Raw genomic sequence first — 24,813 nt, 5'->3', positions numbered from 1 at the left:
CGTGCAGAAATTGGGGGTAGCACGATCGAGTGACGACCCGTAAGATGTGTTGACGGGAGTGCCCACCCCACTGGGAAACTCTCCCTGGAGACAGGTGAGTTGTACCCTTTTTCACTTATAGCCCCCGAACGCGCTCGTGGTACGGGGACCTTGACGGAACCGGAGGCAACGGCTCCACATGGAAGACGCTCCCGAAGAGACGAACTCCCCGTACCCTTAATACTGCTCCCCGAGCTCGGGGCGTGAACTCAACTCCGTCTACTTGTAGGTCCGGATGGCCAGCTCGGACACGGAAATAAAGCAGATTCTCGACTCGTACGAGATGACGCCCGACGAATTCACCGAGCGCTTTGACGGCTATCCGGGACTCCCCACCCTGTAACGGTCGACCCTACGGAGACCGACATCACCGATACTCGATCCTCGCAGGTCAGACAGCGTCCGACTGCGTCCTGAGCCACCCTCTCACCCCCTATCCACAATTCCATCCATCGCAGGAGTCGTGAAGACGTGATGTCCGATTCTCCGCGCACGGTCATATCCACCATCCTCGAACAGTCGTCCCGTGTCTTGCAGACCTACGAGGTCGACCCGGGCCTCATTCCTGAACACGCCAACGGAGAACGCCGCATCACCCAGGGGGGATACGGCGACCGTCAACTGTTCGAACTCGTGCAGAACGCGGCCGACGAAATCGCCGACCAGCCGGGCGGTACGGTCCAGGTCGTTCTCACCGATACGCATCTCTACTGCGCCAATGAGGGATCCCCGGTGACTCCGGAGGGCGCGGAGACCATTCTGCGCATGAGCATGTCCCGCAAGCGCGGCGGCCAGATCGGACGCTTCGGCGTGGGTGTGAAATCCGTTCTGGTCGTCACCGACACCCCTCAGTTCTTCAGCAGGACCGGCTCCTTCGGATTCAATCGCGAATGGTCCTTCGAGAAGATCCTTTCGGTGCCCGGGGTGCGGGAGCGCCTCGGTGAGCGGTTCGAGGCACCGGTCCTGCGCATGGCCCGACCCCTCGACGATGCCACCGAGCGTGCCGCGGACCCCGTCCTCGACGAGTTGCTGAGATGGGCCACGACCGTCGTCCGCCTGCCGCTGCTGAAGGGCGCGGCGGGCAGGCTGGCGCTGGACATGCACGGCGGACGGACAGACGCCGGCTCGACCCGTGAGGAGTTTCCGATCGGATTCCAACTCCTCTCCCCGCACGTCGCCAAGGTCGTCCTCGAAGACCGGCGGCACCGGTCGACCGTTCGACGCGTACTGACGACCAAGCAGTCCGGTGACCTGCACACCGTGATCGAGGAGCGGACGGGGAAGCCGACGGCGAGTGCCCGCTGGCGGGTCTTCTCCACCACGCACGAACCCGGTCCCAAGGCCCGAGAAGACGCCGGTGAACTGCACAATCGTCTCGCTCTCGACATCGCCTGGGCGGTGCCGGCACTGGAGAAGGACCCGAAGAGCGGACTTCTCGTGAGCCCGCGTGGGCGGGGCCGGTTCTGGTCCTTCTTCCCGACCAAGTACGAGATGTCCCTGAGCGGCATCCTCAACGGCGCCTGGAAGACCAATGAGGACCGGCAGAACCTGCTCGACTCCTCGGCGTTCAACGAGGAGATGATCAGGGTCTCGGCCGCTCTGGTCGTCGACTCGCTTCCCCGTCTGGCACCCGCCGAGGACCCTGCCGCGTACCTTCCCCTGCTTCCGGGGCGTGTGAAGGAAGCGATCAGCTGGGCCGACGCGTTCCTGACCCAGGAGATCTGGGGGAAGGCCGCGGTGCGTCCGTCGCTGCCCGACCAGGAGGGCGTGCTACGTGTCCCGAGGACGCTGCGCATTCCTCCGCGTCTCGACAAGGACCGGGCCCTCGGCTGGCTGCGGATGTGGCACGAGTCCCCCGGCCGCCCGTCGGACTGGCTGCACCCCTACGCCGAGGCCGACGTCCTGCGCGCCGGCAAGGTCGAACACATTCTCGGTGCTGCCGGGCACAAGCGGGCCGGCGTGCGGGAATGGCTGGAGGCGCTGGTCGAGTGCGGCACCGTCGAGGCGTCGGCGTCGGCGATCCGCATCCTCGCCACGATGATCGAGGCCAGGTCGCCGCACGCCGAGGAGGCGCGCAAGGCGAAGATCGTCCTCACCGAGGAGCACGGCCTCGTCGCTCCCGTGCCCGGCCAGGTGTTCCGCCGCTCCGACGAGGGCGGACTTCGGGAGTCCCTGACCTATGTGGTGAGCGAGATGGCGCGGGACCGGGAGCTCGCCTCCGCGCTGAACCTCCTCGGTATCCGCGAGGCGGACGCCGAAGGCCGATTCATCAGTGTGCTGGACCGGGGCTTCGACGACTACACCGACACCCAGTGGGAACGCTTCTGGGACCTGTTCCGCAAGGCGGGTGGTCGGCGCCTGGCCCACGCGGTGCTCCGACACGTGCCGGACGCCCGCGAGAAGCTGCGCGTGCGCACGGCGGACCAGAAGTTCCGTCCAGTACGCGATTGCATGCTGCCGGGTGTCGTGGTGCATGCCGAACGCGAACCGAGCATCGCCGTCGACACGAAGTTCCACTCCGACGATCTCGCCTTCTTCCGTGACATCGGCCTGCGGGCACGACCGTCGTCCTCGACCCAACCGGAGGGCGAGGCCTGGTTCGAGGAGTACCGGGAGGCCGTCCACGCGTCCTACCTGCGCACCTTGAACCCTGGCACTCCCCGCCCCGGCATCAACCGGATGAAAGTGGAGGGATCGCCGATCGGTGGTCCACTGCACTTCTTCCGGTCGCTCTCGGAGGAGTCCCGCGCGGCCTTCCTCAAGGAACTTCCGGACGATGCCGTGGTGGACAACTGGACGCGACAGATCGGCGCCCAGACGAGCACCCGTCGGGCCGTCGCGTCGCCCATCCGCTGGATGCTCAGGAAGTACGGAACCGTCTCCACGTCCAAGGGGATCAAACCGCTGGCGGAAGCCGTCGGACCCCAGCTCGCCGCTTACCGGAACGTACTGCCGGTCGCCGACATCTCCCCGGAGAAGGCCCGCAAACTGCGCCTGCCCACCTCGATCGACGAGGTCCCGGCCGACCACTGGGAGGCGCTTCTCTCGGAGGTGCTCCGAAGCGAGGACGACGCCTTCGTCGGCAACACCTACGTGATGCTGACCCGCTTCGAGGCGGCCTTTCCCGAGGACTCGCTGACCCGCTGCCGGATCGGAGACGCCTGGGGCACCCGCCCCGACGACGAGATCACCGTGGCGGTCGGCACGACCGAGTACCGGGCGCTGCGTGCGGAGCAGCTTCCCGCCTTGCTGGTGGCGACCCCCGAGGACGCCGAGTTGATGGTCGAGAAGTGGCAGATGAGGCGCTACGCCGACGCCATCACCAAGGAGACCCGCGAGGTCCCGGACGGCGATCCGGTCGCTCTCACGGATCTGTTCCCCGCTCTACGTCAACGGCTGCGCATCGACCACCGGAACACCACGATTCAGCGTTGCACCGAGTTGGAGGAGGTGACCCGGACCGAGAACGGTACGAAGAGCCGCCCCCTGGACGCGGTACTCCAAGGCGGCACGATCAAGGTCCGCGTCCCCCTGGAACCCGAGCCCATGCTGCGGCTGATCGACCGCGAACTGGCCCTGGGGCTGGGCCCCGCCGGTTGTCGAGCAGTTCTGGAGCACCAGGAACGCATCGCGCGTGACAGCGAGATGAAGGCCGCCCGGAAGGCCGTTCGCGACGCCGAGGAGGTCGTCACCAAGATCGAGCTGCTGATCGGCGCGGAGGCCCTGCGGGCCGGGCTGCCCGACGGGCTGATGGAGGCCGAACTGCAGGAGACCGGTGGCGCGGAACCCTCAGGGCACCGGATCGCGCAGATGGCCTTCAACGCGCACGGCGACGGTGTCCTTCAGCATCACACCCGCGACATTCAGGCCAGGTTCCCGAACGCCCCTGTTTCCTACGGCGGTTCGCCGGCCGCTGTCGCCTTCGTCTCGGACCTGGGGCTGCCCGTGGCCTTCGCCGGTTCCAGGACTCCGGCGCTCCCGGCCTTCGAGACGGTGGACGGTCCTCGGGACTTCCCCCGGCTCCACGACTACCAGGAGGACCTGGTCCGCAACATCACCACCCTCCTCGACCGGCTGGCACCGCAGCGCGCCATGCTGTCGTTGCCGACCGGAGCGGGCAAGACCCGGGTCACGGCCGAGGCCGTGATCCGCTGGGTGAAGCGGGTCGGCGATCTGGGCGGCCCGCTGCTGTGGATCGCCCAGACCGAGGAGTTGTGCGAACAGGCGGTCCAGAGCTGGAAGTTCGTCTGGAGCAAGGTCGGCGCCGAGCGACCGCTCACCATCAGTCGGCTGTGGAACAGCCGCGAAGTGGGGAACGTCGTCGAGAACCCGCATCTGGTGGTCGCCACGGACGCCAAGCTGGAGCGGTGTCTCGGCACCGACCAGTACGCCTGGTTGCGGCAGGCGACGCTGGTGATCGTGGACGAGGCCCACACCGCCCTTCCGAAGCGGTACACCGGGATCCTGAACCAGTTGGGGCTCACCCAGTACGAGACCGCTCGGCACCTGATCGGCCTCACCGCCACCCCGTTCCGCAACAGGAACGAGGACGAGACCAGCCGCCTGATCACCCGTTTCGGCAACCGGCGGCTCGACGAGGGTGTCTTCCCGTCCGGTGATCCGTACCGGGACCTTCAGGAGTGGGGGATGCTCGCCCAGGTCGAGCACCGCACTCTCACGGGTGGCCGGATCGAACTGACCCAGGACGAGAGGACATACTCCGAGCGCATGGCCATGCTCTCCCGCTCCGCCGAGCAGCGGCTCGTCGACGACCATGCGCGCAGTCGCCGCATCGTCGACGCGGTAGCGGGTCTTCCGGAGGACTGGCCGACCCTGCTGTTCGCCACCTCCGTGGATCACGCCAAGTACCTGGCGGCCATGCTCAACGACCGTGGTGTCACCGCCGCGGCGGTGGACTCGACCACCAGCGACCAGGACCGCCGGCGGCGGATCGAGGACTTCCGTGCGGGCCGCATCCGTGTGCTCACCAACTACGGTGTTCTGACCCAGGGTTTCGACGCTCCCGCCACCCGGGTCGTGGTGGTGGCCCGCCCGGTGTACAGCACCAACGTGTACCAGCAGATGATCGGGCGGGGCCTGCGCGGTCCCAGGAACGGCGGCAAGCCCACCTGCCTGATCCTCAACATCGACGACAACATCGCCAACTTCGACACCCAGCTCGCCTTCACCGAGTTCGAGCACCTCTGGAGCCGTAAGTGACCGACGTCTACCTGGACAGTCCACCGCTCACCGACGAGCAGCGGGCCGTGGTCGAGCAGCCGTGGAGCGCACGCGTCCTGGTCACCGCGGGGGCCGGGGCAGGCAAGACCCACACTCTGGTGCGCCGGCTCGACGCGCTGTGCGGCCACGAGGACCCCGAGGAAGCCCTGGAGGCCGCCGAGATCCTGGTCCTCACCTTCTCCCGGGCCGCCGCCCGCGAGCTGCGTGAGCGGATCTCGCGGCACGGGGAGCGCGCCCAACGGGTGCGGGCGCGGACCTTCGACGCGTGGGCCTACGAGGTGCTCCTCCAGGCGCATCCGGACGGCGAGTGGGGCGCGGTCGGCTTCGACGAGCGGATCGCCGCCGCGACCCACGCAGTCGAGAAGGGCGCGCTGGAGGTGGGTGACGCCGTCCCGCCCGCGCATGTCGTGATCGACGAGGTCCAGGACCTGGTGGGCGTGCGCCGCGAGCTGGTGGAGACGCTTCTCGACCGGTACCAGGACAGTTGCGGCTTCACCGTCGTCGGGGACGCCGCTCAGTCCGTCTACGGCTTCCAGATAGCGGACCCGCGCGAGCGCGCCGACGAGACCGGCAGGTTCTTCGACTGGTTGCGCTGCTCGTACCCCGACGACCTGGTGGAGCTGCGCCTCACCCGGAACTTCCGGGCCGGTACCGACGAGGCCAGGGTCGCGCTGGCGCACGGCCCTCGTCTCCAGCAGCTCACCGACCCGGACGACGCGGCGACGCTCTACGACGAACTGCGCGACCTCCTCCTGGACCCGGTGAACGCGGTGGGCGACCTCGGCGACGAGTTCACCCTGAGCGGTCTGCGGGACCTGACCGACACATGCGCGATCCTCACCCGCGACAACCAGGAGGCCCTCGTCGTCTCCGGCCTGCTGCACACGCACGGAATCGAGCACCGGCTGCGGCGCCCGCTCGAAGAGCGTCCGGTGCCCTACTGGGTGGCCGAGTTGCTGCGCGGTACGGAGGCGACCGGCCTGACCGAGGACCGGTTCCACTCCCTCCTCGCGAGGATTCCTCTGCCGTACGAGCCGAACGTGGACGCCCTGTGGACGGTTCTGCGTCGGGTCGCACGCGGGCCCGGACGCGGTGTGCTCGATCTGGACCGGCTGCGCCGCGCGGTCGCCGACGGCAGATTTCCCGACGAGGCCGCCGACCCGGAAACCGCACGGATCGTCGTCTCGACCGTGCACCGGGCCAAGGGTCTGGAGTTCGACCGGGTGATCGTTCTGGCCCCGCCGACCGTCGCGGAGTTGCACAAGCGGTACGGAGACGAACTCGACCTTCCCGCCGAGGCTCGGGCCCTGTACGTGGCGATGACGCGTGTCCGCCAGGACCTGTACCACGCGCCCTGCCCTGAGCTTCCCCTCTTCAGGAGGGCAGGACATCGACGCGACGGCCGCCGCTACATCGGATCGTGGCGGTCTTACGACAGGTACGGCATCGTCGCCGAAGCGGGCGACGTGTGCCGGGACAACCCTCCCTGTCACGAGACGGACGCCGTCGCCACCCAGGCGTACCTCCTGGCACGGGTCCGCCCCGGCCAGGAGGTGGTGCTGCGTCGGCGCCACGACCTGCCGATGGGAGAGACACAGAGCCCGCCGTACGCCCTGCTGCACGACGGGCGGGAGATCGGCGAGGCCTCCCGAGGGTTCCGCGAGGCCCTTTTCCAGGTGCAGAAGGTGAACCGTACCTGGGACCCCTGGTGGCCCGACGAGATCCACGACCTGCGGATCGACACCCTGGAGACCGTGACCGGCAGCACCGCCGCCGGCGCCAACGCCGGTCTCGGTGAGCGCGGTGTCTGGACAACCCCGCGGATCACCGGCGTCGGCTGGTTCCGCAGAGCCGACGACAACGAGGAGCAGCGAGCATGACGCACGTGGCAGGCCGGCACTCCGAGCACTACCGGGTGCGGGACGAGGAACTGCTCGTGGGGCTCCGCCGCGAACTCTTCGGCCCCGCCGAGGACGCCGCGCCGGAGGACCGGGACGAGGTCCTCACTCAGGACGCGCCGATCGACCGCTATCTGACCGGGGTGCTGTATCCGCGTGCCTCGAAGGAGCGGAAGGCCGAGGTCGCCGCCGAACAGGGCGGTTTGGACGTCCCGCCCGTGCTCCCGCGCGAGGACATCGAGGAATCCGGGCCCACGCAGGAAATCACCGCCTCAGGGGACAGGCGTCCCTCGTCCATGGGGCTCACCTTCGCGGTCGATCCGACCATAAGCAACACGATCGTGGTCTCGGCCAGCGCGGCGGTCTACGAGCCCACCGACGCCGAGGGCAAGCCCGTCGAAGCTCGCCGGGCCGAGGCCCGTACCACCTCCGACCAGCGGGAACGGTGGCGGCGCAGGGTGCTCGAGATCCCGGACCAGCCCATCGTCGTGACGGTGCCCGCTCCTGCCGAACCGATCGAACTCGTCGCCGGCAAGGTCGCGTTGCACGTCATCGTCCGGCGTCCCGACCCGACCACCGGCACGGTCACGATCACCGTCACGCTGATCAACACCCAGAAGGTCGGCGAGTGGGATCTCCAGGACGCCTTCTCCCTGTTCCAGTGCGGCCTGACGGTCCGGGCCACCGACGGCTCCACCGCGTTCGTCGAGCGCCCCGCCCCGTCCGCCGCCCACGACCCGGAGATCGGCACCAGTCGGCTGCTGCACCGGCACGCTCCGACCTTCGCCGTCGGACACGGCTGCGCCGCCACGTGGGACTGGGCCCCTTCGCCGATCGGCGTGACCGACGCGGAGAAGGCCGCCGTCACCGAAGTGCGCAGCGATTTCGTGCCCAGTGTGGAGGTACTGCTCACCGACTCCAATCCGGAGATCGACGACTCGACGCTGTCCATGCTGGGGCTGGCCGAGAAGCCCGACTCGGAGGTGCTGGCCGCCCTGGAAGGGCTCGCCAGGGGATACGAGCACTGGATCACCCGAAAGCAGGGCGAGGCAGACGCTCTGGCTGGTAGCACCCACGGGGACCCCGCGCGGGTCCAGGTGAAGGCCTGTCGCGAGGCGCTCGGCCGGATCCGCGAGGGCATCGAGTTGCTGCGCGAGAAACCGGATTTGATGAAGGCGTTCCGGCTCGCCAACCGTGCCATGGCCGACCAGCGCGCCCGCAGCGCCTGGGTGAAGGGCGGACACGTCGGCGCCCCCGATCCGGCTACCGGCAAGTGGCGCCCCTTCCAGATCGCCTTCGTGCTGCTCTGTCTGGCGGGCATCGACGACCCCGAGCACGACGACCGGAAGATCTCCGACCTGCTCTGGTTCCCGACCGGTGGTGGCAAGACGGAGGCCTACCTGGGACTGATCGCCCTCACGTCCTTCCTGCGCCGTATCCGCAAGGGCGCGGACGGCGGCGGGGTCACCGTGATCATGCGCTACACGCTGCGACTGCTCACGCTCCAGCAGTTCGAACGCGCGGCGATCCTGCTCTGCGCCATGGAGAACATGCGGCGCCGGACGCCCGAGCTGGGTCGGGAGGAGTTCTCTGTCGGCATGTGGGTGGGCCGCTCGGCCACCCCCAACACGCTGGCCGAGGCGGGCGCCAAGCTCGACGAGCTGCGCGCGAACCTGGACAAGCGGCTCGCCACCGAGAACCCCGTCCAGTTGCACGCCTGCCCCTGGTGCGGGACCCGCCTTGACGCCCGGGACTACGAGGCCGACGAGGACGCCAAGCGGATGTACGTCCGCTGCCCCGGCACGGATTGCGACTTCGCCGACGGCCTCCCCGTCCATCTGATCGACGAGGCGGTGTACGACGCCCGCCCGACGCTGGTGATCGCCACCGTCGATAAATTCGCCTCCATGCCGTGGCGCCCGGCGACCTCCGCTCTCTTCAACCGCGACGACCCCGATGACGGTACGCCTCCCCCGGAGCTCATCGTTCAGGACGAGCTCCACTTGATCTCGGGCCCCTTGGGAACCCTCACCGGCCTCTACGAGACCGCCGTGGACGCGCTGGCCGGCTGCCCCAAGGTGATCGCCTCCACGGCGACCATCCGACGCGCCGCCGACCAGGGCCGCCACCTCTTCGCGCGCGAAGTCCGGCAGTTCCCGCCCGCCGGTCTGGACTCCCGTGACTCGTGGTTCGCGGTGGAGACGCCGCGTGAGGAGAAGGCGAGCCGCCGTTACGTCGGCCTTCTGGCCCCCGGCACCAGCCAGTCCACCCTGCTCATCCGCACGTACGCCACCTTGCTGCACCGGGCCATGCAGGCGGAGACCAAGGACGAGGTGCGCGACGCGTACTGGAGCCTCGTCGGTTACTTCAACAGCCTGCGACTGCTCTCCGCGGCCGAACTCCAGGTCCACGACGACGTGGTGGCCTACCTGGAGCTGCTGGCTGAGCGTGAGGGCGTCCCTGTGCGCTCGGTCGCCAATTACTCGGAGCTGACGAGCCGGATCGACGCGAGCGAGATCCCCATCCGGCTCAAGGGCATCGAGAAGAGGCTCCCCGACGAGGACACCGTGGACGTCCTGCTCGCCACCAACATGATCGCGGTGGGCGTCGACGTGGACCGGTTGGGGCTGATGGCCGTGATGGGCCAGCCGCAGACGACCGCCGAGTACATCCAGGCCACCAGCCGGGTCGGCCGCGCGCACCCCGGCCTGGTCGCGGTCATGCTCAACTCCACGCGGGCCCGGGACCGCTCCCACTACGAGAGCTTCCAGCACTTCCACTCCGCTCTCTACCGCGAGGTCGAGTCCACCTCTGTGACACCGTTCTCCGCCCGCGCCCGCGAACGGGGCCTGCACGCGGTGATCATCGCCCTCGCGCGCATCCTGATCCCGGCCGCGCGGCCCAACGAGGGCGCCGGCAAGGTCGAGTCCTACGTGGATGTCCTTCAGGACCGCGTCAAGCCCTTGCTGATGAAGCGTGTACGCGCCGTCAGCAAGGCCGAGGCCGATGCCGTCTCCGACGATTTCGAAGAGTTCGTCAAGTGGTGGCGCAAGGAAGCCAGCACCCACAATCGTCTGCTGTTCGAACCGAAACGGGGTGATCGCGCCCCCTCACTCCTGAAGGCGTTCGACGACGAGTCCGAGGACGCCAAGGCGTGGCCCACGCTGTGGAGCCTGCGCGACGTCGACGCCGAGTCCGCCCTGTTCATGGAGGGAACACGATGACCCCGCCCCCTCGTCGCCGCCGGCCCGGAGCGAACGGCGGCACGCCCGCCCACTCCTTTCCGCGACGCGGTGGGATCCGCCGTGCCCAGGCGATCACCACGTACGGCGTCGGCTCGCTCATCGCCGTCGACCACGAGTCCTTCGTCGTCTCGGGCCTGGACGAGGCCGACCGGAGCTGGCGTCCCGACGAGTCCCCGCGGATCTACGAACGACGCCTGGCCAGACTTCTCGATGTCGATCATTTCCGGCTGCCACCGGCCTCCGACGACACCAGCAAGGATGGCCTCCGGGTCCGTCGCTTCCCCTTGATGCACTCGTGCCCCGAGTGCAACGAGCTGCAGCACCATCGCGACTTCACCCCGCCCGCAGGTCGCAGTGTCTGCGGCACCTGCGAGGTGGACCTCGTTCCCTCCCGCTTCGTCGTCGCCTGCGAGGCCGGGCACCTCGGTGAGTTCCCGTACTGGCAGTGGGTGCACCGCTCGACCGACCGTGGTTCCACGACCGTCGGGAAGTGCGGGGGGAAACTCAGGCTGCGCACCTCCGGACGTACCTCCTCGCTCCGCTCCATCCTCGTCTCCTGCACCTGCGGGCGGGCGCCCGAGGTGTCGATGGAGGGCTCCTTCCGCAGGAACGCGCTCAAGGACCTGGGGTTGAAGTGCCGAGGCCACCGTCCGTGGCTCGGTACGTCCGCCCCGGACCAGGAGTGCGGACTGCCTCTGCGGACGCTCCAACGCGGTTCCTCGTCGGTGTGGCAGCCGGTGCTGAAGTCGGCGCTCTCCATCCCGCCGTGGAGCAACAGTCGCGAGGATCCGCTGGCCGGCCACTGGGAGAAGCTCAGGAAGTACGAGACCCGCGAGGCCGTCGAAATCTATCTCGATGCTGTCTTCACCGAGGGAGCGTGGCCCCTCTCCCTGGACGAGGTGATGACGCTGCTCGACGCGGAACGTGAGGAGGATCCCGAAGGCGGGGAACCCGCCACCTTCGACCATCGCTACCGCGCCCTGCGCAACAAGGAGTACGAGCGTCTGCGCTCCGGCAACGACGAGAGCGAGCACTCCCGCGACGAGCAGTTCGTCTGTGAGACGCCGCTGGGCGACCGGAGCGTGCTCGATCCGCTCGGCGTCACCGGCCCGATGTTGGTCAAGAAGCTCCGCGAGGTGCGTGCGCTGAAGGCGTTCACCCGGCTCGTCGACGCCGAGTCGACGACCGACGCGAAGGAGATGCCGCTCTCCGAGAAGCCGCTGCGCTGGCTTCCGGCCATGGAGGTTCGTGGCGAGGGAGTCTTTCTCCGCCTGGACGAGGACCGGCTGGGCACCTGGGAGAAGGCGATCGCGGTGGCGGCCCGGGTCGAGCGGATGCGGACCGCCCACCAGCGGGTGCTGGATCAGCGGGCCGACGATCCGAGCCGGGCCGTCCCGTCTCCGGCAACCCCCCGGATGGTGCTGCTGCACACCTTGGCCCACGTCCTCATCAACGAGTGGAGCCTGGAGGCGGGGTATCCGGCAGCATCCCTGCGCGAGCGCCTGTACGCCGCCGACGACATGGCCGGAGTACTCATCTACACGGCGACGAGCGACTCTGCGGGCAGCCTCGGCGGTCTCGTCGCCCAGGGCGAACCGGAGCTTCTCGACCGCACAGTGCGTTCGGCCGTCCGCCGGGCCGAGTGGTGTTCCTCCGACCCGCTCTGCGTGGAGACCGAGGTGTCCGCCACCGGCACCAATCTCGCCGCCTGCCATGCCTGCGTGATGCTGCCGGAGACGAGCTGCGAGCACAACAACATCCTGCTCGATCGGGCACTGCTGGTCGGCACTCCGGATGATCCGTCTGTGGGGTTCTTCCACCACATACTGACGAGCTGAAGCGAACGTCACCTCCCGCTCCCGGACAGAGCAACCTCGTAGCGGCTCTGCGCGCGGTCGAGCACCTCGTCCGCGTCGCAGCCGTGGGCGCGGAGCCAGCGGAGGAAGTCCGTGATGACGTCGATCACGGACTCCTCCGCCACCGTCCGGCCCACCCTGCCGAGCCCGGGTTCGTAGCGGCAGGTCGGCGGCCTCAGCGTCGCGTACATGTCGAGCAGCGCCTCGGCCCGCGTCACCGACGGGTCCACCGTGCGGTCGGCCGGTGGCGTGAGCCCGGTGGCCAGTTCGCACCACGTCACCTTGCGGTCCTCGTGGAGCTGGACGCCCCAACGGTCGGTGAGGGCCTCGACGAGCACCATGCCCCGCCCGCCCTCGGCGTCGACGTCGGCGGCGACGAGGGTGGGCAGGGCCCGGGTGTCGGGGTCGTGGACCTCGATGCGCAGGTACGCGCCGTTCACGGAGACCGCGAGTGAGCCCGGCGTGCCGAGGCCGACGTGGGTGACGACGTTGGACACGAGTTCACTGACGCACAGTTGGGCCGCGTCGACGAGCCCGTGCAGGTTCCAGGCCGCCAGACGGAGGCGTACGACGCGCCTCAGTGCGGCCACCTCCTCGGGGTGGGCGGTGAACTCCACGTTCCACGGCTTTCGCGTCGGGCACGCTTCCTGGATCAAGAGGGATCTCCCATCGGTGTTCACACCTGCCGTTCACCAGCGGAGCGTCACGAATTCTCACTCTGCGTCGCTCGCCGGCGTTCAGCATGGGGTCTGCGCATCCCGTCGTGCAATGTGCACGGTGGGATTCCCACTTCCGTGTGATTGGCAAGCCGACCTCTTGGCATGAGACTGAACCCTCGTTACGCATGCGGGGTTCGAGAGGATCGAAATGGCCGGTTCACCGACGGCACGCCGACGGCGTCTGTCGATCGAGCTGAAGAAGCTCCGGGAGAAGAGCGCACTGACCTGCGCCCAGGTCGGCGAGGCGCTGGACTGGAGCGGCTCCAAGGTCAACCGCATGGAGACGGGCAGCGGCAGGGTCCAACCGTCCGACATCGACGCGCTGTGCCGGTTCTACGACACGAGCGACGAGCTGCGCGAGTTCCTCAAGTCACTGGCGCGGGAGGCGAAGAGGCGCGGTTGGTGGCAGGTCCACGGTGCGGGTGTGCCCGAGTGGTTCAACATCTACATCGGTCTGGAGCAGGACGCCTCCACGCTCCGCCAGTACCAGTGCGAGGTGCTGCCGGGCCTCATGCAGACCAAGGCCTATGCCCGCGAACTGCACACGACGGGCGCGCACATGTCGGCCGAGGACATCGACCGGGCCGTCCGCGTACGACTGGAGCGCCAGGAGATGCTGTCGCGACCGAACTCCCCCGATGCCTGGTTCATCGTGCACGAGGGTGCCGTGCGCAACGTCATCGGTGACCGGGAGACCATGCGGGAGCAGCTGGAACGGATTCTGGAGACGGCCGAGTTGCCGAGTGTGACCCTGCAGGTCCTCACCTTCGACTCCGGCACCTACCCGGCGACGGGTTCCTTCACCATGCTGGGCTTTCCCGCCCCGGAGGACCCGGATCTGGTCTACCGCGACGGGATCACGGACGCGGTCTACCTGGAGGGCGAGCATCATGTACGGGAGTACACGAGAGCGTTCGACGGCCTGCGCGCCGCGGCCCTGAGCCCTCAGCGCTCCGTCCAGCTGATCAAGTCCGTCGCCAAGGAGCACTCAAGGTGAACGCCACAGAGCCCATGGGGGCTCCCCCGATGTGGTTCACGTCGTCGTACAGCAACGGTGCGGGAGGCGAGTGCGTCGAGTGCGCGATCACTCGGGACCGCACCCTCGTGCGTGACTCCAAGAGCACGGGGGACGCTGTGGTCGCCGTGGAGCGCCACGCCTGGAATTTCTTCGTCCAGGCCCTTAAAAGCGATCACTGGTCGCGCTGATCACCGGCCACCGCCCGGTCTTTACTCCACCATGTGCTCCGCATCCCCCGGAACCCAGGGAAACGGCACGTCGGGCCGGCGCGCGGAAGCCCACGCCTCGACGTCGACCGCGAAAACGGCGTCGATGAAGGCCCGGGGCGGGCGGTAGTCGTGGGCGGTGACGTAGTGCGTGATGAGGTGCGGGGCGGCGTAGGCGATGCCGGGATCGCCCGGGATCCGTAGCTCCCCGTTGCCCTCCGGGGCCGGCTCGTCCCCCGCCGGGCACAGGTCGCACTCGTGCGCGCCCAGGCAGACGTTCATCCGCTGGACCCGATGGACGGCCTTCAGCTTCTCCACGAAGCCCTCGGGGACCGGCCCCGTCGGGTACGGCTCGCCGGCCTCCAGCCGGCCGACGTTCAGGCGGGTGTACGCGGGGCGGTACCGGAGCCCGTGGAAGCCCGACTCCAGGTCCGTGAAGGTGTCGTCGTCCAGGTAGTCGTACTCGCTGAGGTCCTCGTAGAACACCCGCACATCATCGCCCGCGCCGCTCGGCGGCACGCGGGACGTCGGGTGCACTGCTCACTGGATCAAGAGTGCCCGGGGATCCAGGTCCGGGCTCGTCGGGACGGCCACGACGGCCGACCGCTTCCTCGAAGCCGTCCCTCGATGAGACTCCTCCCCTCAGTTCTGGGCGATGCCTGCACGGGATGCGGACATGTAGGACACTCGTCACAGGACGGGGGAGATCAAGGAGCGAGAGATCGTGAGCGCAGAGAACGTAGAGACACCCATCCCTGCGCCGTTGCCGTTGAGGACCATCGGCGACATCCGGGCCGCTCTGCGGTCCGGGCATGGCTTCCCCGGCGACCAGGAAACCTTTGAAGCGGATCTCCAGCGTGCGCTGGAGGCCTCGTCGGAGACGGACCTCGATGCAGTCGCCGCAGTGATCGTCGACTACCGGGGACGGATCCGTCTCTACCAGGACCCTGACTTCGACATCGCCATACAGGAGGGCCTCGACCTGACGGCACAGCTGAAGCAGGAGGGTCCGGACGCGTGAGCGGTGTGATTGCGGCCGTCACCGTACGGGCTGCCCAGCGAGCGAAGGATCTGGGAGCCGAGCAGGACCTGGAAGCGCTACGGCAGGAGCTCGAACAGGCTCCGCGCCTCGGCGTGCGGCTCGGGCCTCCCCGTCACGACGGCACGGAAGTGCGCAAGACGAGAATCGAGCCGCGGGACGGCGTGCCGGGACTGGCCGTGGCGTATGTGTACACGCCGTCTCCGCCGCCCCCGACCGTGGCGATCGTCGCTGTGACGCCGGATGACGGAGCCCGTGAAGAGTAGGTGGACCGTCACGTCGCGTGCCTTGTTCACGGCGGCGGGACGCCGGTTCGGTGGCGGGGAAGTACAGGACTGAGGTGGGGCGGGTCGGCGTCGGCCAGGTGGACGGACACGCGGAAGCTCCCGGCAGGGCGGCTCGGGCTCGACGCCCGCCCGCCCTGCCGGGAGCTGCTCTCCGCCTGCGCGCTGCCCGTGACCTCAACGGCCGCCTTTGATCCAGGGGTTGAGAACATCCCAGGTGCTTCAGCGCTGCGGGGAACGGTGTCTCGGGGCGGTCACCAGCAGGGGCTGCCGTCGTCCTCACGCCAAGCGATGTCCGTGACGTACATGGGCATCGTGAAGTAGCTGCCGTGATCGCTGGAGACGCACGCCGTCTCGGGGCCCCTCTCCTCCTGTCCGGCGATGACGTACGTCATCGTGACGTCCTGGGGCGTCCTGTTGTAGAAGATGTGGCCGAGAGCCCTGCCGGACCATTCACCCTCGGTCACCAGCGACGGCGTCATGTCCGTGTCGCCGTACCAGTACTCGGGCCAGACGCAGAACGTACCCGTCTGGCAGTTCCCGGTGGACCACGCCGAGGCACTGGGTGCGGATGCCATGACACCGAGGAAGGCTGCGGGTATCGCCGCGAGGGCGAGGGACTTCAGACGCATGGGGGGTCTCCGATCTCAGGACGTCACACGCATGCTCACAACAGAGTTGTTGAATCGTCAAGCATCACTTTTCGGCCTTCCCTGGCCGGTTCGAAGCCGTCTCGACGCGATTCCGCCGACCGGCACGAGCACCGAGGCCCGCCTCGGTTCCTCTCCGTCGGCCGGGCATCCTGGGGCCAAGGTCGGCTCCGGCGCGCGTCATGCCGTCCCGGCGTCCACCCGGTAGACGATCTTCCCGTCGAACTCGGTGAAGCCCAGCGTCCGGTAGAAGGCCCGCGCGTGGGGATTGTCCCGGTCCGTCATCCACTCGACCCGGCTGCACCCGGGCCGCGCCGCCGCCAGGGCGCGGAGCTCGTCCATGAGGCGGGAGCCGACGCCCTGGCGGCGGAGCGTGTCGCGGACGTAGAGCTCCTTCAGGAACAGTGAGTGGGAGGAGCCCGCGGCCGGCCAGAGGAAGGAGTAGGCGGCGAGTCCGGCCAGTTCACCGGTCGCGTCCTCCACCACCAGTGCGGACGCGAGGGGCGGCGAGCCGAACAGGGCCTCCTCCACCTGTGCCCGGCGCTCCTCCACCGGCTGGATGTCGGTCGAGCCGTAGAACCGCTCGATCTCCTCGATCAGTTCGGCCAGGGCCACGACGTCCCGCTTGTCGGCGGGGCGGATCGTCACGGTCATCGACAGCTCCTGTTCTTCGGTCGCTTCATTCGCCTGCGTCGGCGGAGGGTTCCGGCACGATGGCACGGTCCGGGCCCAGGTGCCAGCCATGTTGCCGCAGGGAGCCCTGGACATGGCGGATGAGATGCTCGAGGTCCGCGCAGTAGACCGAGGGGTTGCGGTAGCCGTGGGCCGTGCTGAAGCGGTGCGGGAGGTAGCCTCCGCCGCACACCTCCAGCAGCGGGCACGCCCGGCACTTCTCGGCGAGCGTGGCCGTTGCGGACCGGCGGTGTGCGAGCTTCGGGTGTCGGCGTACCGCGTCGAAGGAGTGCCGGTACACGTCGGCGTCGAGCCAGGAGGCGCCCTCCTCGACGGACCTCAGGGTGTCGACGTCCTCGATGGTTCCGTCGGACTCGATGACGATGCTCGCCGACGGGGCCAGCCCGATGGTCTCCACCGAGCTCCGCACCCCGGAGCTCAGGGCCACGATGTCCTCCAGCATCCGGACGCTGTGCCGGTTGTCGGAGCCGGCCAGCCAGGCGTCATACACGCGGCTCATCCAGATGCCGTACTCGGGCAGGCTCGGATCGTTGCGGTGCGGCGGTTCGTCGTGGGTGGCGTGGGGCAGGTTGAAGTCGATCACCGGAGGCTCGAAGGAGGCCAGGTGGTCGTGCACGTCGCCCGGGTCGTTGGCCAGGTCGACGACGGCCAGCAGGCCCGCGAACAGGTGCGGGCGGGAGCGCACCAGCTGAATGCCGCGTGCGGCGGAGGAGGCACTCGAGCGCGACGAACGCGTCAGCCGGTGGCGGTCGTTGGCGGTCTGCGGACCGTCCAGACTGATGCCCACGACGGCGCCGTGCTCCTCGAGGAGATCGAGCCACTCCTCCGTGATCAGTGTCCCGTTGGTCTGGAGTTCGAAGTGAACCCTCGTGCCGGTGGGGATGCCCTCCCGCACGGCGTCGAGCAGGGCGGCCATATGACGTGGGCCGACGAGCAGTGGTTCGCCGCCGTGCAGGATCACGTGTACCGCGGGTAGGCCGTGTGCTGTCGCGTGTTCACCGATCCGACGGCCGGCGGCCCGGGCCACGGCCACGCTCATCCGGGCGGGCAGGCGCCGCCATGCCTGGTCGGCGGAGTGGAAGACGTAGCAGTAGTCGCAGTCGATGTTGCAGCGGTTGGCGACCTTGAGGATGAAGGCCGTGAAGGGTGCGGCGCCCTCGCAGTGAGCTTTCAAGCGGGCGCGCTCACAGTGGCCGGAGACGGGTGAGCGAGGCGGCGTGACCGCCGTCGCCGGTCCGTTCGGGTGTGGCCTGCTCCGTTTCGAGGCGCTGTCGCACGCGGGACTCGACACGGGCCAGAACGGCGCTGCCCTGCGCGGGACGGGCGTCCGACGGTGTCGCGGCGCAGGTGGCGGACGCGGGCGGGTCTGAGGGCATACGGCGCTCCTCGTGACGTAACCATCGACGGGTGTCGCAGGACGGAATCGGATCGAAACGTAGCAGAGGTGGGGATGTCCGCGGCACGGACAATCCGGCCACGGTTCCCGGTCATCCCGGTTGCGCGGCAAGCAGTGCCCGTACGGCGTCGGCCTCGGTGTCCGCTCCCAGGCGCCGGAAGATCTCCAGTGCCTCGCGCAGCGATTCCGCGGCACGCCCGGGTCCCTCGATCACCCGGTCGCAGCGGCCCACGCCTTCCAGTGCCCGTCCCTCCTCAAGGGGGCAGCGGATGTCCCGAGCCAGCCGCAGGGCGTCCGTGAAGTGGCCGCGCGCCGCCGTGTGATCGCCGGACGCGTGCAGCAGGTCTCCGTAGTGGTTCAGGACTTGGGCCTCACCACAGCGGTCACCGAGGGCACACAGAATCGCGAGGCTCTGCCTGAACGCCGCAGCGGCGTCCTCTTCCTCTCCGGCGAGCGCGCGTGCCGCGCCCAGCTCCCCCAAGGTGGCGGCCTCTCCGCCGCGGCTGCCGAGTTCGCGGTAGGCGGCCAGCGCCCGCTCGAGCAGGGCGACGGCCTCGGTCGCCCTGCCTTCCACCCGGTCGAGCACCCCGAGGTGGCGGAGGCTGTTCGCGTGGCCGAAGCGTTCTCCGAGTTCCGTGTAGTGCTCCAGGGCCCGGGTGTGCATCCGGCGGGCCTGGGCGAAGTCACCGGTGAGCCGGTGTACGACGCCGAGTTCGTTGAGGGCGTAGGCCTGGTGGACTCGGTCGTCGAGGGCACGGTAGATCTCCAGCGCCTCGTGTTGGCATCGCGCCGCCGGTTCGTAGTCGCCCGTCAGGCTGTGCACGATGCCGAGGTCGCGCAGCGAGTTGGCTTCTCCGTAGCGGTCGCCCAGCTCGCGGTAGATCGTCAGGGCTTCGCTCTGTGCCTCCACGGCCGCGTCGAAGCGGCTGCTCTGCCTGCGCACCATGCCCAGATCGGCGAGGGCGTTCGCCTGGCCGAGCCTGTCGCCGACCTCTCGGTGGAGACTGAGGGACTCGGTCTGGGCCTCGGCTGCCGCCTCGTTGTCGGCGACCATGTACCGGACGATGCCGAGCTGGTTGAGCGCTTCCGCCTTGCCACGCTTGTCGCCCACTGCCTCGTACTCGGTGATCGCCTGCTCCAGGGCCTCGATCGCTTCGGGGTAGGCGGCCATGAAGCGCCGGATGACACCCGACTCGGCGAGCGCCGCGGCCAGTGCACGGCGGTCGCCGGTCTGCCGGGCGGCCTCCACCGCCGTCCGGTGGAGACCGACGGCCTGATCCCACGGTCCGGCCTGACGCAGGAACGGCGCCATGGCCGCGGCCATGCGGATGACCAGTTCATGCAGTCCCAGCCCGTTCGCGCGGCGGATGCAGGCCAGGACGTTGGCCCGTTCGTCCTCCAACCAGCCCAGCGCCGCGGAACGGGACGCCAGAGGCGGCGTTTCCAGGTGGTCGCCGCCGTCGGGAACCGTCGGCACGGGGGCACCGCCACGCAGGATGTGCCGGTTGGCCTCGGCGAGGGCGGCCAGGTAGTAGGTCCCCACACGGTGAACCGCCTCAGTGTGTTCCATGGGGCCTTCCTCCTCGGCGAGAGCGCGGGCGTAGTCGCGTAGCAGGTCGTGCAGCCGGTGACGGTTTCCGGGATGCTCGTCGATCAGGTGGGCGTCGTACAGTGCATCGAGGTGCTCCCGTGCGGCGCTCACCGAAACCGCCGCGAGTGCCGCCCCCGTATGGGCGTCGACGTCGGTTCCGGGATAGCAGCCGAGGCATCGGAAGAAATGCTGCCGCCCTGGTCCCAGGTCCCGGTACGACAGCTCGAATGTGGCCGCGATGCCGCGTTCCCCTGCCCTGAACTCGCCCAGCCGGTCACCGGCGGCCACCAGCCGTGAGCGCAGGTCCCGCACGCTCCACGACGGATGGTGACGCAGCCGCGCCGCAAGCAGTGAGATGCCGAGGGGAAGGTGTCCGCACCGCGCGGCCAACTCCCGGATCACTCCTCGGTCGAGCGAGTCCGACGGTCGCCCGCTGAGCCGTACGAAGAGGTCGACCGCGTGGTCCGGCGGCAGGGCGTCGACCGACACGACCACCTCTTCGTACGCCGCCAGCCGCTTTCGGCTGGTCACCAGCACGAGGCAGTCGTGGCCACCCGGGAGGAGCGGCTCCAACTGGCGGTAGCTGACCGCGTTGTCCAGGATGAGCAGCGCTTTCCTTCCGGCGAGGCGGCTGCGCCACAGCGCGGCCCGTGCCTCGGTGACCGCGCCCTCGTCGTCACCCACGGGGATCTGTTGCGTCGGCACGCCGGTCGCCGCCAGCAGCGAGGCCAGCGCCTCGGTGGCCTGCACCGGGGTGCGACCTGTCGTGTGCCCGTTGAGGTTCACGAAGAGCTGCCCGTCCGGGAAGCACTCGGACAGAACGTGTCCCGCGTGGACGGCGAATGTCGTCTTGCCGACGCCCGGCATTCCGTCGATGACGTGGACGGGCAGAGCGGTGCCGTTGTCCTGGGACTCGCGCACGGATCGCACCAGCGCGTCCAGCTCGGCACCTCGGTCGGTGAAGGCTGCCGTGTCGCGCGGTAATGAGCGCAGGACCAGGGCTGCTCCCGGGGGCTGCGTTCCGTCGCCCGGCCCCGGTAAGGGAGTGTGCGGGGGTCTTGACGGCGTTCCGGTCTCTGAGAGGGCCGTCAGAAGCACGGACAGCGCCACCATGGCCGCTCCGAGTGCGACGAACGACAACCACGCGTGCTCTTGCAGCCATCCGAGCCAGCCCGGCCACTCCGACTCGGAGACCGCGTTGGTCACGAGCCCCACGAGCATGGTCGTCACGGCGCCGCCGGCGGCAACCACGGCGACCACGGCCCCGCGCCTCGCCCTCATACGCGAGCCGCCCACACGTCCGTGCCCTGCCCGGACAGCTTTGCGATCACCTGTTTCCCCCGACTTCCAGCGCCCGACCGGCCTAGAGCATCAGGCAACACGGAGACGGGTCAAGGCCGCCATCGCGCCACGCTGCCGGAAGCGTTCCGGCCGGGTCAGGACACCACCCGCAGGTGGGTCGGCCAGCCGATGCCGTCGAGGAGGCGGAACAGGTCCTCGATGTCCTTCGGGTTCAGCTTCACGCAGCCGTTGGACTTGTAGTCGCCCGGGCCGTCCCAGCGTCGGGCTTCGGACGTGCCCTGGCTGCCGTCGCGGTTCGTCTCGGAGTGGATGAACATCTCGGTGCGCGTCACCGTGCCCCGGGAGCACGTCATGTCCTGGAGGTGGATCGCGTGTCCCTTGATGAGGTTGCCGTCGTAGGTGCGGGTCCTGGACCGGATCCTCCAGTTCCCGTCGGGGATCCAGCCCTTGGCGCGGACGCAGTCGTCCTGGACGCCGAGACCCGATCCGGCCCGGTAGGTGGCCCGGAGCCTCCCGTCCCGGTGGACCGAGAGCGTCGAGTCGGTGGGGTCGTCCGGGTTCTTGTCGAAGACCAGGGTGGTCGCCGATGCCGCCGCTTCGGCCTCGGCTCCGGCGGGACCGCCCGCGAGGGCGACGGGGGCGAGGGCCAGGGCGGTCGTCACCGCCCAGGCCGCCAGGAGGTCGCGCGGGGAGCGCTTGTTCGCTTTCATGTGTCTGCCTCGTTTCTCGTTCTTCCCCGGCGGCCACGTGCCGGTGGGTGGGCCCTCGGATGCGGTTGTCCCGGGTGCCGCGGTCCGTCGTGGCCGGTGGGCCGGTGGGCTGGTGGGCTGGTGGGCCGGTTTCTCGCCGGACCGGCGGCGCGCACCGGCCTGCGCCGCCGGCCGTGTCGGCGCGGGACGCGCACCTGCCCGGACTCCCCGTCAGGCGGGTACGGGCGCGTCCGGACTCCCCGTCAGGCGGGTACGGGCGCGTCCGGACGTTCCGTCAGGCAAGTGCGGGCGCGTCCGGACGTTCCGGGGCGGGCGGTCACGGCCCGCCCCGGAACGGGGTTCAGGCGATGGCCAGGCGGACCTGGGCCTGGTTCGTGCCGGCGAAGGTGAAGTCGAACTGCTCGCGGACCCCGGAGCCGCAGGCCTGCTTCGTGCGGTAATCGCCGTTGCCGCCGACGACGCGGACCACGGCGCACTTGCCGTCCATGCGGGTGTCCTCGAGCCAACCGGACACCCGCACGGCGCCGCCCGAGCAGTTCAGGGACCAACTGGCGATCGCGCCGTCGATCTTCGGGGACGCCGTGGACGGGCAGGTGGCGGCGCTCGCCGTACCGGTGGCGCCGAGGGCCAGTCCTCCGGCGAGGACGATCGTCGACAGCGCGGACATGACGGTCTTGCGGACAGCGGACATGGAGGTACTCCTTCGGATGGAGAGTGGTCGGGAAGCGCACCGGCGCCATGCCCCGGGCACGTCGCCCGCCGACGAGGGCGGGGTACGTGGGCCGGGGAGCGCCGGGCACAGCACCCAGACTGACCGCGGCGGCGGGGTGCGGGAAGACATTCCGGGGGGTCTGCACAGGCGCATCCATGCAGTCCCCGTGCAGCCTGCGGGAAGGGGTCCCGGCCTGCGGTTATGCCTGCCGGGAGAGGGCGTCGCGCATCATGCGGCACGGGGTGGGCGGCGTGCATGCGGGCCGCCCCCGCGCGGACGTCCCACGCGGACGGCCGAGGCGGCCCGCTCAGGCCGGTGTGGAGGGCGGCGGACTCGTGGCCCCCTGGTACGCGGGGGCGGCGACCGGCGGGCGCTGGAACACCAGCAGGGCCAGCCAGGTGTCGGCGTCCGCCCTGCCGCTGGGCCGCAGGCCGTGACGGTCCTGGAAGAACCTCAGGTCCTCGGCGGTCGCCGCGGTGAACTCCCCCGACACCTCCGTGCCGCCCTGGCCCGCGTTGTGCAGAAGCTCCTGGAGGGCGAGGACCGCGTGCCCGTCGGCTCCGCGCCCGAGGGGCACCACCAGTTCGGGCCAGGTGTCCTCGCCCACCTTGCCGTCGGAGGGCAGGTTGTTCCTGCGCTGGAAGTCCATGACGGCGTCCCGGGTCTCGTCCCCGAAGAACCCGTCCGTCCTCACCTCGTAGCCGTGCGCCCGCAGCAGGTGCTGCAGGGCGCGGCCAGGGGTGAACTGGTCCCCCGTCCGCTTCCTCAGCAGCGGCCACTGAAGCGGCGCGCCGCTCGCCGGAACGGCCCCGGCCGCCACACCGTCGGCCGCGGTCCGGGGGCGGGGGGCGTACTGGTCGCGTACGACCACCCCGGCGGCGAAGGCCAGCACCACCACCGCGGCCACCAGCGCCGGCCGCACCCACCGGGACCGCCCCGGCCGACCCGGGGCAGCGCGTCCGTCCGTGCCGCCCGCGGCGTCGGCCGCGTCGGTGGGCCGGGGGCCGGTGCCGGCGGGCGCGTGGCCGCTGCTCTCCTCCAGTGCCGCCCGGCTGCTCTCCTCCAGTGCCGCCCGGCTGTTCTCCTCCAGTACCGCCCGGCACAGCTCCCGTGCCCGTTCCAGCTCCGCGGCCGGGGCGCGCAGGTGAGCGTGGAGCGCCTCCACCACCCGCGGCGGAGCGGTCGACGCGTGCCTCGGATTGAGGTAGCGGGAGAGCGTCGTCTGGTCGATGCCCAGTTTCGAGGCCAGTGCCTGCTGGGTGGGCCGGGTGCCGCCGGGTGCGCTCCCGGCCTCCTCCCACCAGCGTCGCAGCAGCCGCGCCAGCCGCTCCCCCGGCCGTTGCCCCCGGTCCCGGGCCTCCGGCTCGTGCCCCATGTGTCTCTCCCCGTCGTCTCGCGGAACGGCCGGGCGTCCACGCCGCCTGCATCGCTGCATAGCAGCAGGTCGATCGTGTGCATGGCGTCGATCGCGTGCATGGCGGTGATCGCGGACGCATCGGCCCACAGCAGCGCAGATCGTAGTGATGCCGGACGAAGGGTCCGGCACCTCCGTCGCGGGCCGTCCGCGCCTCCGCGGGCCACCGGACGTTCCGCGGCCCCGCGACCGGGCTGCCCACGGCCCCTTCGAGGAGCCCCGCCGAGCACCGGCGCGGGAAGCACGCGTTCACCCGGACGAGTGCGGAGGCCACGCGCTCCCGGCACGCGTCGCTCACCCGCGGGAAGGACGGTCGGCCGGGCCTGGAACGTGCCTCTTCGAACCGCTCGTCGGTTGATCGGATGCGCCCGTCCGGTCAGTGATCACCGATGCGACGTGGGATCGGGTCGAGTCGCCGATGCCGGCCGATCCGGCCCGTACCCGGCGACCACACGCTCGGACGCTCCCGCGGTGGTCCGACCACGAAAATCCATCCGGCCGGCGACGTCCGCGCGTGCCCCTTGGCCCTCCGCGTCACCGCGGGCCAGGCACCGGCCATGCGAACGGACAGACCCGCCATCACCCACCAGGCCGCACTCCACCTTGCAGCGATCCTCCTCCGGGCCCGGTGACAGAGGGGCTGTGGAGCAGCGGCATCGGTCACGCGCCGAGCCCTGGCCGCCTTGAACGGCCGGAGGTCGAGCTCGCCGGTGATCGAGAACAAGACAGCCACCACGGACGTGCGCCTCAGGTGGGGATCACCCAGTCGGTCAAGGGCCTTTCCGTAGTGAGCGAGTGTC

18 protein-coding genes and 1 pseudogene are annotated in these 24,813 nt (G+C 69.7%); 9 read left to right on the top strand and 10 right to left on the bottom strand.

Annotated elements, in window-relative coordinates; translation table 11 throughout:
• Nucleotides 1-513: 513 nt before the first annotated feature.
• The 4 genes from ACFY3N_RS04575 to drmB are packed head-to-tail and all read left to right on the top strand — an operon-like array spanning nt 514 to nt 12,261.
• Nucleotides 514-5,259, top strand: a complete 4,746-nt coding sequence (locus ACFY3N_RS04575; protein ID WP_390815161.1) for a DEAD/DEAH box helicase — start codon at nt 514-516, stop codon at nt 5,257-5,259.
• The gene (locus ACFY3N_RS04570; RefSeq protein ID WP_390815160.1) at nt 5,256-7,160 is read left to right on the top strand and encodes a UvrD-helicase domain-containing protein; all 1,905 of its coding nucleotides are present in this window, start codon (nt 5,256-5,258) and stop codon (nt 7,158-7,160) included. Before ACFY3N_RS04575 ends, ACFY3N_RS04570 begins: the two co-directional genes overlap by 4 nt.
• Nucleotides 7,157-10,402, top strand: coding sequence for a helicase-related protein (locus ACFY3N_RS04565; RefSeq protein WP_390815159.1), 3,246 nt, complete (start codon nt 7,157-7,159; stop codon nt 10,400-10,402). Before ACFY3N_RS04570 ends, ACFY3N_RS04565 begins: the two co-directional genes overlap by 4 nt.
• On the top strand, nt 10,399-12,261 hold the full coding sequence (drmB, locus tag ACFY3N_RS04560; protein ID WP_390815158.1) for a DrmB family protein: 1,863 nt from the start codon (nt 10,399-10,401) through the stop codon (nt 12,259-12,261). The genes ACFY3N_RS04565 and drmB overlap by 4 nt, the downstream gene beginning before the upstream one ends.
• 8 nt (nt 12,262-12,269) lie before the next feature.
• Here drmB and ACFY3N_RS04555 read toward each other — a convergent pair whose 3' ends face one another.
• Complete coding sequence (locus ACFY3N_RS04555; protein WP_390815157.1) at nt 12,270-12,935, bottom strand: ATP-binding protein; 666 nt, start codon at nt 12,933-12,935, stop codon at nt 12,270-12,272.
• 211 nt (nt 12,936-13,146) lie between these two features.
• Between ACFY3N_RS04555 and ACFY3N_RS04550 the strand changes: the two genes are divergently transcribed.
• Both ACFY3N_RS04550 and ACFY3N_RS04545 read left to right on the top strand, forming a co-directional pair.
• Entirely contained in the window at nt 13,147-13,995 is an 849-nt protein-coding gene (locus tag ACFY3N_RS04550; protein ID WP_390815156.1) for a helix-turn-helix domain-containing protein, read from the top strand.
• A gap of 14 nt (nt 13,996-14,009) precedes the next feature.
• Nucleotides 14,010-14,204, top strand: a complete 195-nt coding sequence (locus tag ACFY3N_RS04545) for a DUF397 domain-containing protein (protein ID WP_390815551.1) — start codon at nt 14,010-14,012, stop codon at nt 14,202-14,204.
• Nucleotides 14,205-14,225: 21 nt separating this feature from the next.
• On the opposite strand, the gene ACFY3N_RS04540 is transcribed toward ACFY3N_RS04545, so the two are convergent.
• Nucleotides 14,226-14,708, bottom strand: coding sequence for a hypothetical protein (locus ACFY3N_RS04540; RefSeq protein WP_390815155.1), 483 nt, complete (start codon nt 14,706-14,708; stop codon nt 14,226-14,228).
• Nucleotides 14,709-14,946: 238 nt separating this feature from the next.
• Between ACFY3N_RS04540 and ACFY3N_RS04535 the strand changes: the two genes are divergently transcribed.
• Together ACFY3N_RS04535 and ACFY3N_RS04530 are read left to right on the top strand one after the other, a co-directional pair.
• Nucleotides 14,947-15,243 carry a DUF6247 family protein gene (locus ACFY3N_RS04535; protein ID WP_390815154.1) on the top strand — a complete coding sequence of 99 codons (297 nt, stop codon included), beginning with the start codon at nt 14,947-14,949 and terminating at the stop codon, nt 15,241-15,243.
• Nucleotides 15,240-15,527: a hypothetical protein gene (locus ACFY3N_RS04530; RefSeq protein ID WP_390815153.1), complete on the top strand. Its 288-nt coding sequence runs from the start codon at nt 15,240-15,242 to the stop codon at nt 15,525-15,527. The genes ACFY3N_RS04535 and ACFY3N_RS04530 overlap by 4 nt, the downstream gene beginning before the upstream one ends.
• 272 nt (nt 15,528-15,799) lie before the next feature.
• On the opposite strand, the gene ACFY3N_RS04525 is transcribed toward ACFY3N_RS04530, so the two are convergent.
• The 8 genes from ACFY3N_RS04525 to ACFY3N_RS04490 form a co-directional block, all read right to left on the bottom strand.
• Nucleotides 15,800-16,177, bottom strand: a complete 378-nt coding sequence (locus ACFY3N_RS04525) for a hypothetical protein (protein WP_390815152.1) — start codon at nt 16,175-16,177, stop codon at nt 15,800-15,802.
• Nucleotides 16,178-16,375: 198 nt separating this feature from the next.
• Nucleotides 16,376-16,849, bottom strand: a complete 474-nt coding sequence (haaN, locus tag ACFY3N_RS04520) for a cyclophane-containing RiPP N-acetyltransferase HaaN (RefSeq protein ID WP_390815151.1) — start codon at nt 16,847-16,849, stop codon at nt 16,376-16,378.
• Nucleotides 16,850-16,874: 25 nt separating this feature from the next.
• Entirely contained in the window at nt 16,875-18,062 is a 1,188-nt protein-coding gene (locus ACFY3N_RS04515) for an FxsB family cyclophane-forming radical SAM/SPASM peptide maturase (protein ID WP_390815150.1), read from the bottom strand.
• 10 nt (nt 18,063-18,072) lie between these two features.
• Nucleotides 18,073-18,264 (bottom strand): HaaA family cyclophane-containing RiPP peptide, encoded by a 192-nt coding sequence (gene haaA, locus ACFY3N_RS04510; RefSeq protein WP_390815149.1) that lies wholly within the window; start codon nt 18,262-18,264, stop codon nt 18,073-18,075.
• A 111-nt stretch (nt 18,265-18,375) separates the two neighbouring features.
• Nucleotides 18,376-21,135 carry a cyclophane-containing RiPP biosynthesis TPR protein HaaT gene (gene haaT / locus ACFY3N_RS04505; protein WP_390815148.1) on the bottom strand — a complete coding sequence of 920 codons (2,760 nt, stop codon included), beginning with the start codon at nt 21,133-21,135 and terminating at the stop codon, nt 18,376-18,378.
• A 176-nt stretch (nt 21,136-21,311) separates the two neighbouring features.
• Complete coding sequence (locus ACFY3N_RS04500; RefSeq protein ID WP_390815147.1) at nt 21,312-21,887, bottom strand: L,D-transpeptidase family protein; 576 nt, start codon at nt 21,885-21,887, stop codon at nt 21,312-21,314.
• A 340-nt stretch (nt 21,888-22,227) separates the two neighbouring features.
• On the bottom strand, nt 22,228-22,578 hold the full coding sequence (locus ACFY3N_RS04495; RefSeq protein WP_390815146.1) for a hypothetical protein: 351 nt from the start codon (nt 22,576-22,578) through the stop codon (nt 22,228-22,230).
• Nucleotides 22,579-22,906: 328 nt separating this feature from the next.
• On the bottom strand, nt 22,907-23,974 hold the full coding sequence (locus ACFY3N_RS04490; protein ID WP_390815145.1) for a peptidoglycan-binding protein: 1,068 nt from the start codon (nt 23,972-23,974) through the stop codon (nt 22,907-22,909).
• A 494-nt stretch (nt 23,975-24,468) separates the two neighbouring features.
• On the opposite strand from ACFY3N_RS04490, the pseudogene ACFY3N_RS04485 reads away from it, so the two are divergent.
• Nucleotides 24,469-24,561, top strand: a pseudogene (locus tag ACFY3N_RS04485) (IS5/IS1182 family transposase); the annotation flags it as partial.
• Between the last annotated feature and the right edge of the window lie 252 nt (nt 24,562-24,813).

Source organism: Streptomyces sp. NPDC000348 (assembly GCF_042898795.1).
Lineage (GTDB): Bacteria > Actinomycetota > Actinomycetes > Streptomycetales > Streptomycetaceae > Streptomyces.
The sequence above is the reverse complement of the archived record's forward strand: the minus strand, read 5'-3'. Positions and strand labels throughout refer to the sequence as shown.

Bases quoted from the DNA above. Each gene is read 5' to 3' on its own strand.
- ACFY3N_RS04500 (WP_390815147.1), bottom strand. From the start codon at position 21,887: ATGAAAGCGAACAAGCGCTCCCCGCGCGACCTCCTGGCGGCCTGGGCG.
- drmB (WP_390815158.1), top strand. From the start codon at position 10,399: ATGACCCCGCCCCCTCGTCGCCGCCGGCCCGGAGCGAACGGCGGCACG.
- ACFY3N_RS04545 (WP_390815551.1), top strand. From the start codon at position 14,010: ATGGGGGCTCCCCCGATGTGGTTCACGTCGTCGTACAGCAACGGTGCG.
- ACFY3N_RS04525 (WP_390815152.1), bottom strand. From the start codon at position 16,177: ATGCGTCTGAAGTCCCTCGCCCTCGCGGCGATACCCGCAGCCTTCCTC.
- ACFY3N_RS04575 (WP_390815161.1), top strand. From the start codon at position 514: ATGTCCGATTCTCCGCGCACGGTCATATCCACCATCCTCGAACAGTCG.
- ACFY3N_RS04550 (WP_390815156.1), top strand. From the start codon at position 13,147: ATGGCCGGTTCACCGACGGCACGCCGACGGCGTCTGTCGATCGAGCTG.
- haaN (WP_390815151.1), bottom strand. From the start codon at position 16,849: ATGACCGTGACGATCCGCCCCGCCGACAAGCGGGACGTCGTGGCCCTG.
- ACFY3N_RS04490 (WP_390815145.1), bottom strand. From the start codon at position 23,974: ATGGGGCACGAGCCGGAGGCCCGGGACCGGGGGCAACGGCCGGGGGAG.
- ACFY3N_RS04495 (WP_390815146.1), bottom strand. From the start codon at position 22,578: ATGTCCGCTGTCCGCAAGACCGTCATGTCCGCGCTGTCGACGATCGTC.
- haaA (WP_390815149.1), bottom strand. From the start codon at position 18,264: ATGCCCTCAGACCCGCCCGCGTCCGCCACCTGCGCCGCGACACCGTCG.
- ACFY3N_RS04565 (WP_390815159.1), top strand. From the start codon at position 7,157: ATGACGCACGTGGCAGGCCGGCACTCCGAGCACTACCGGGTGCGGGAC.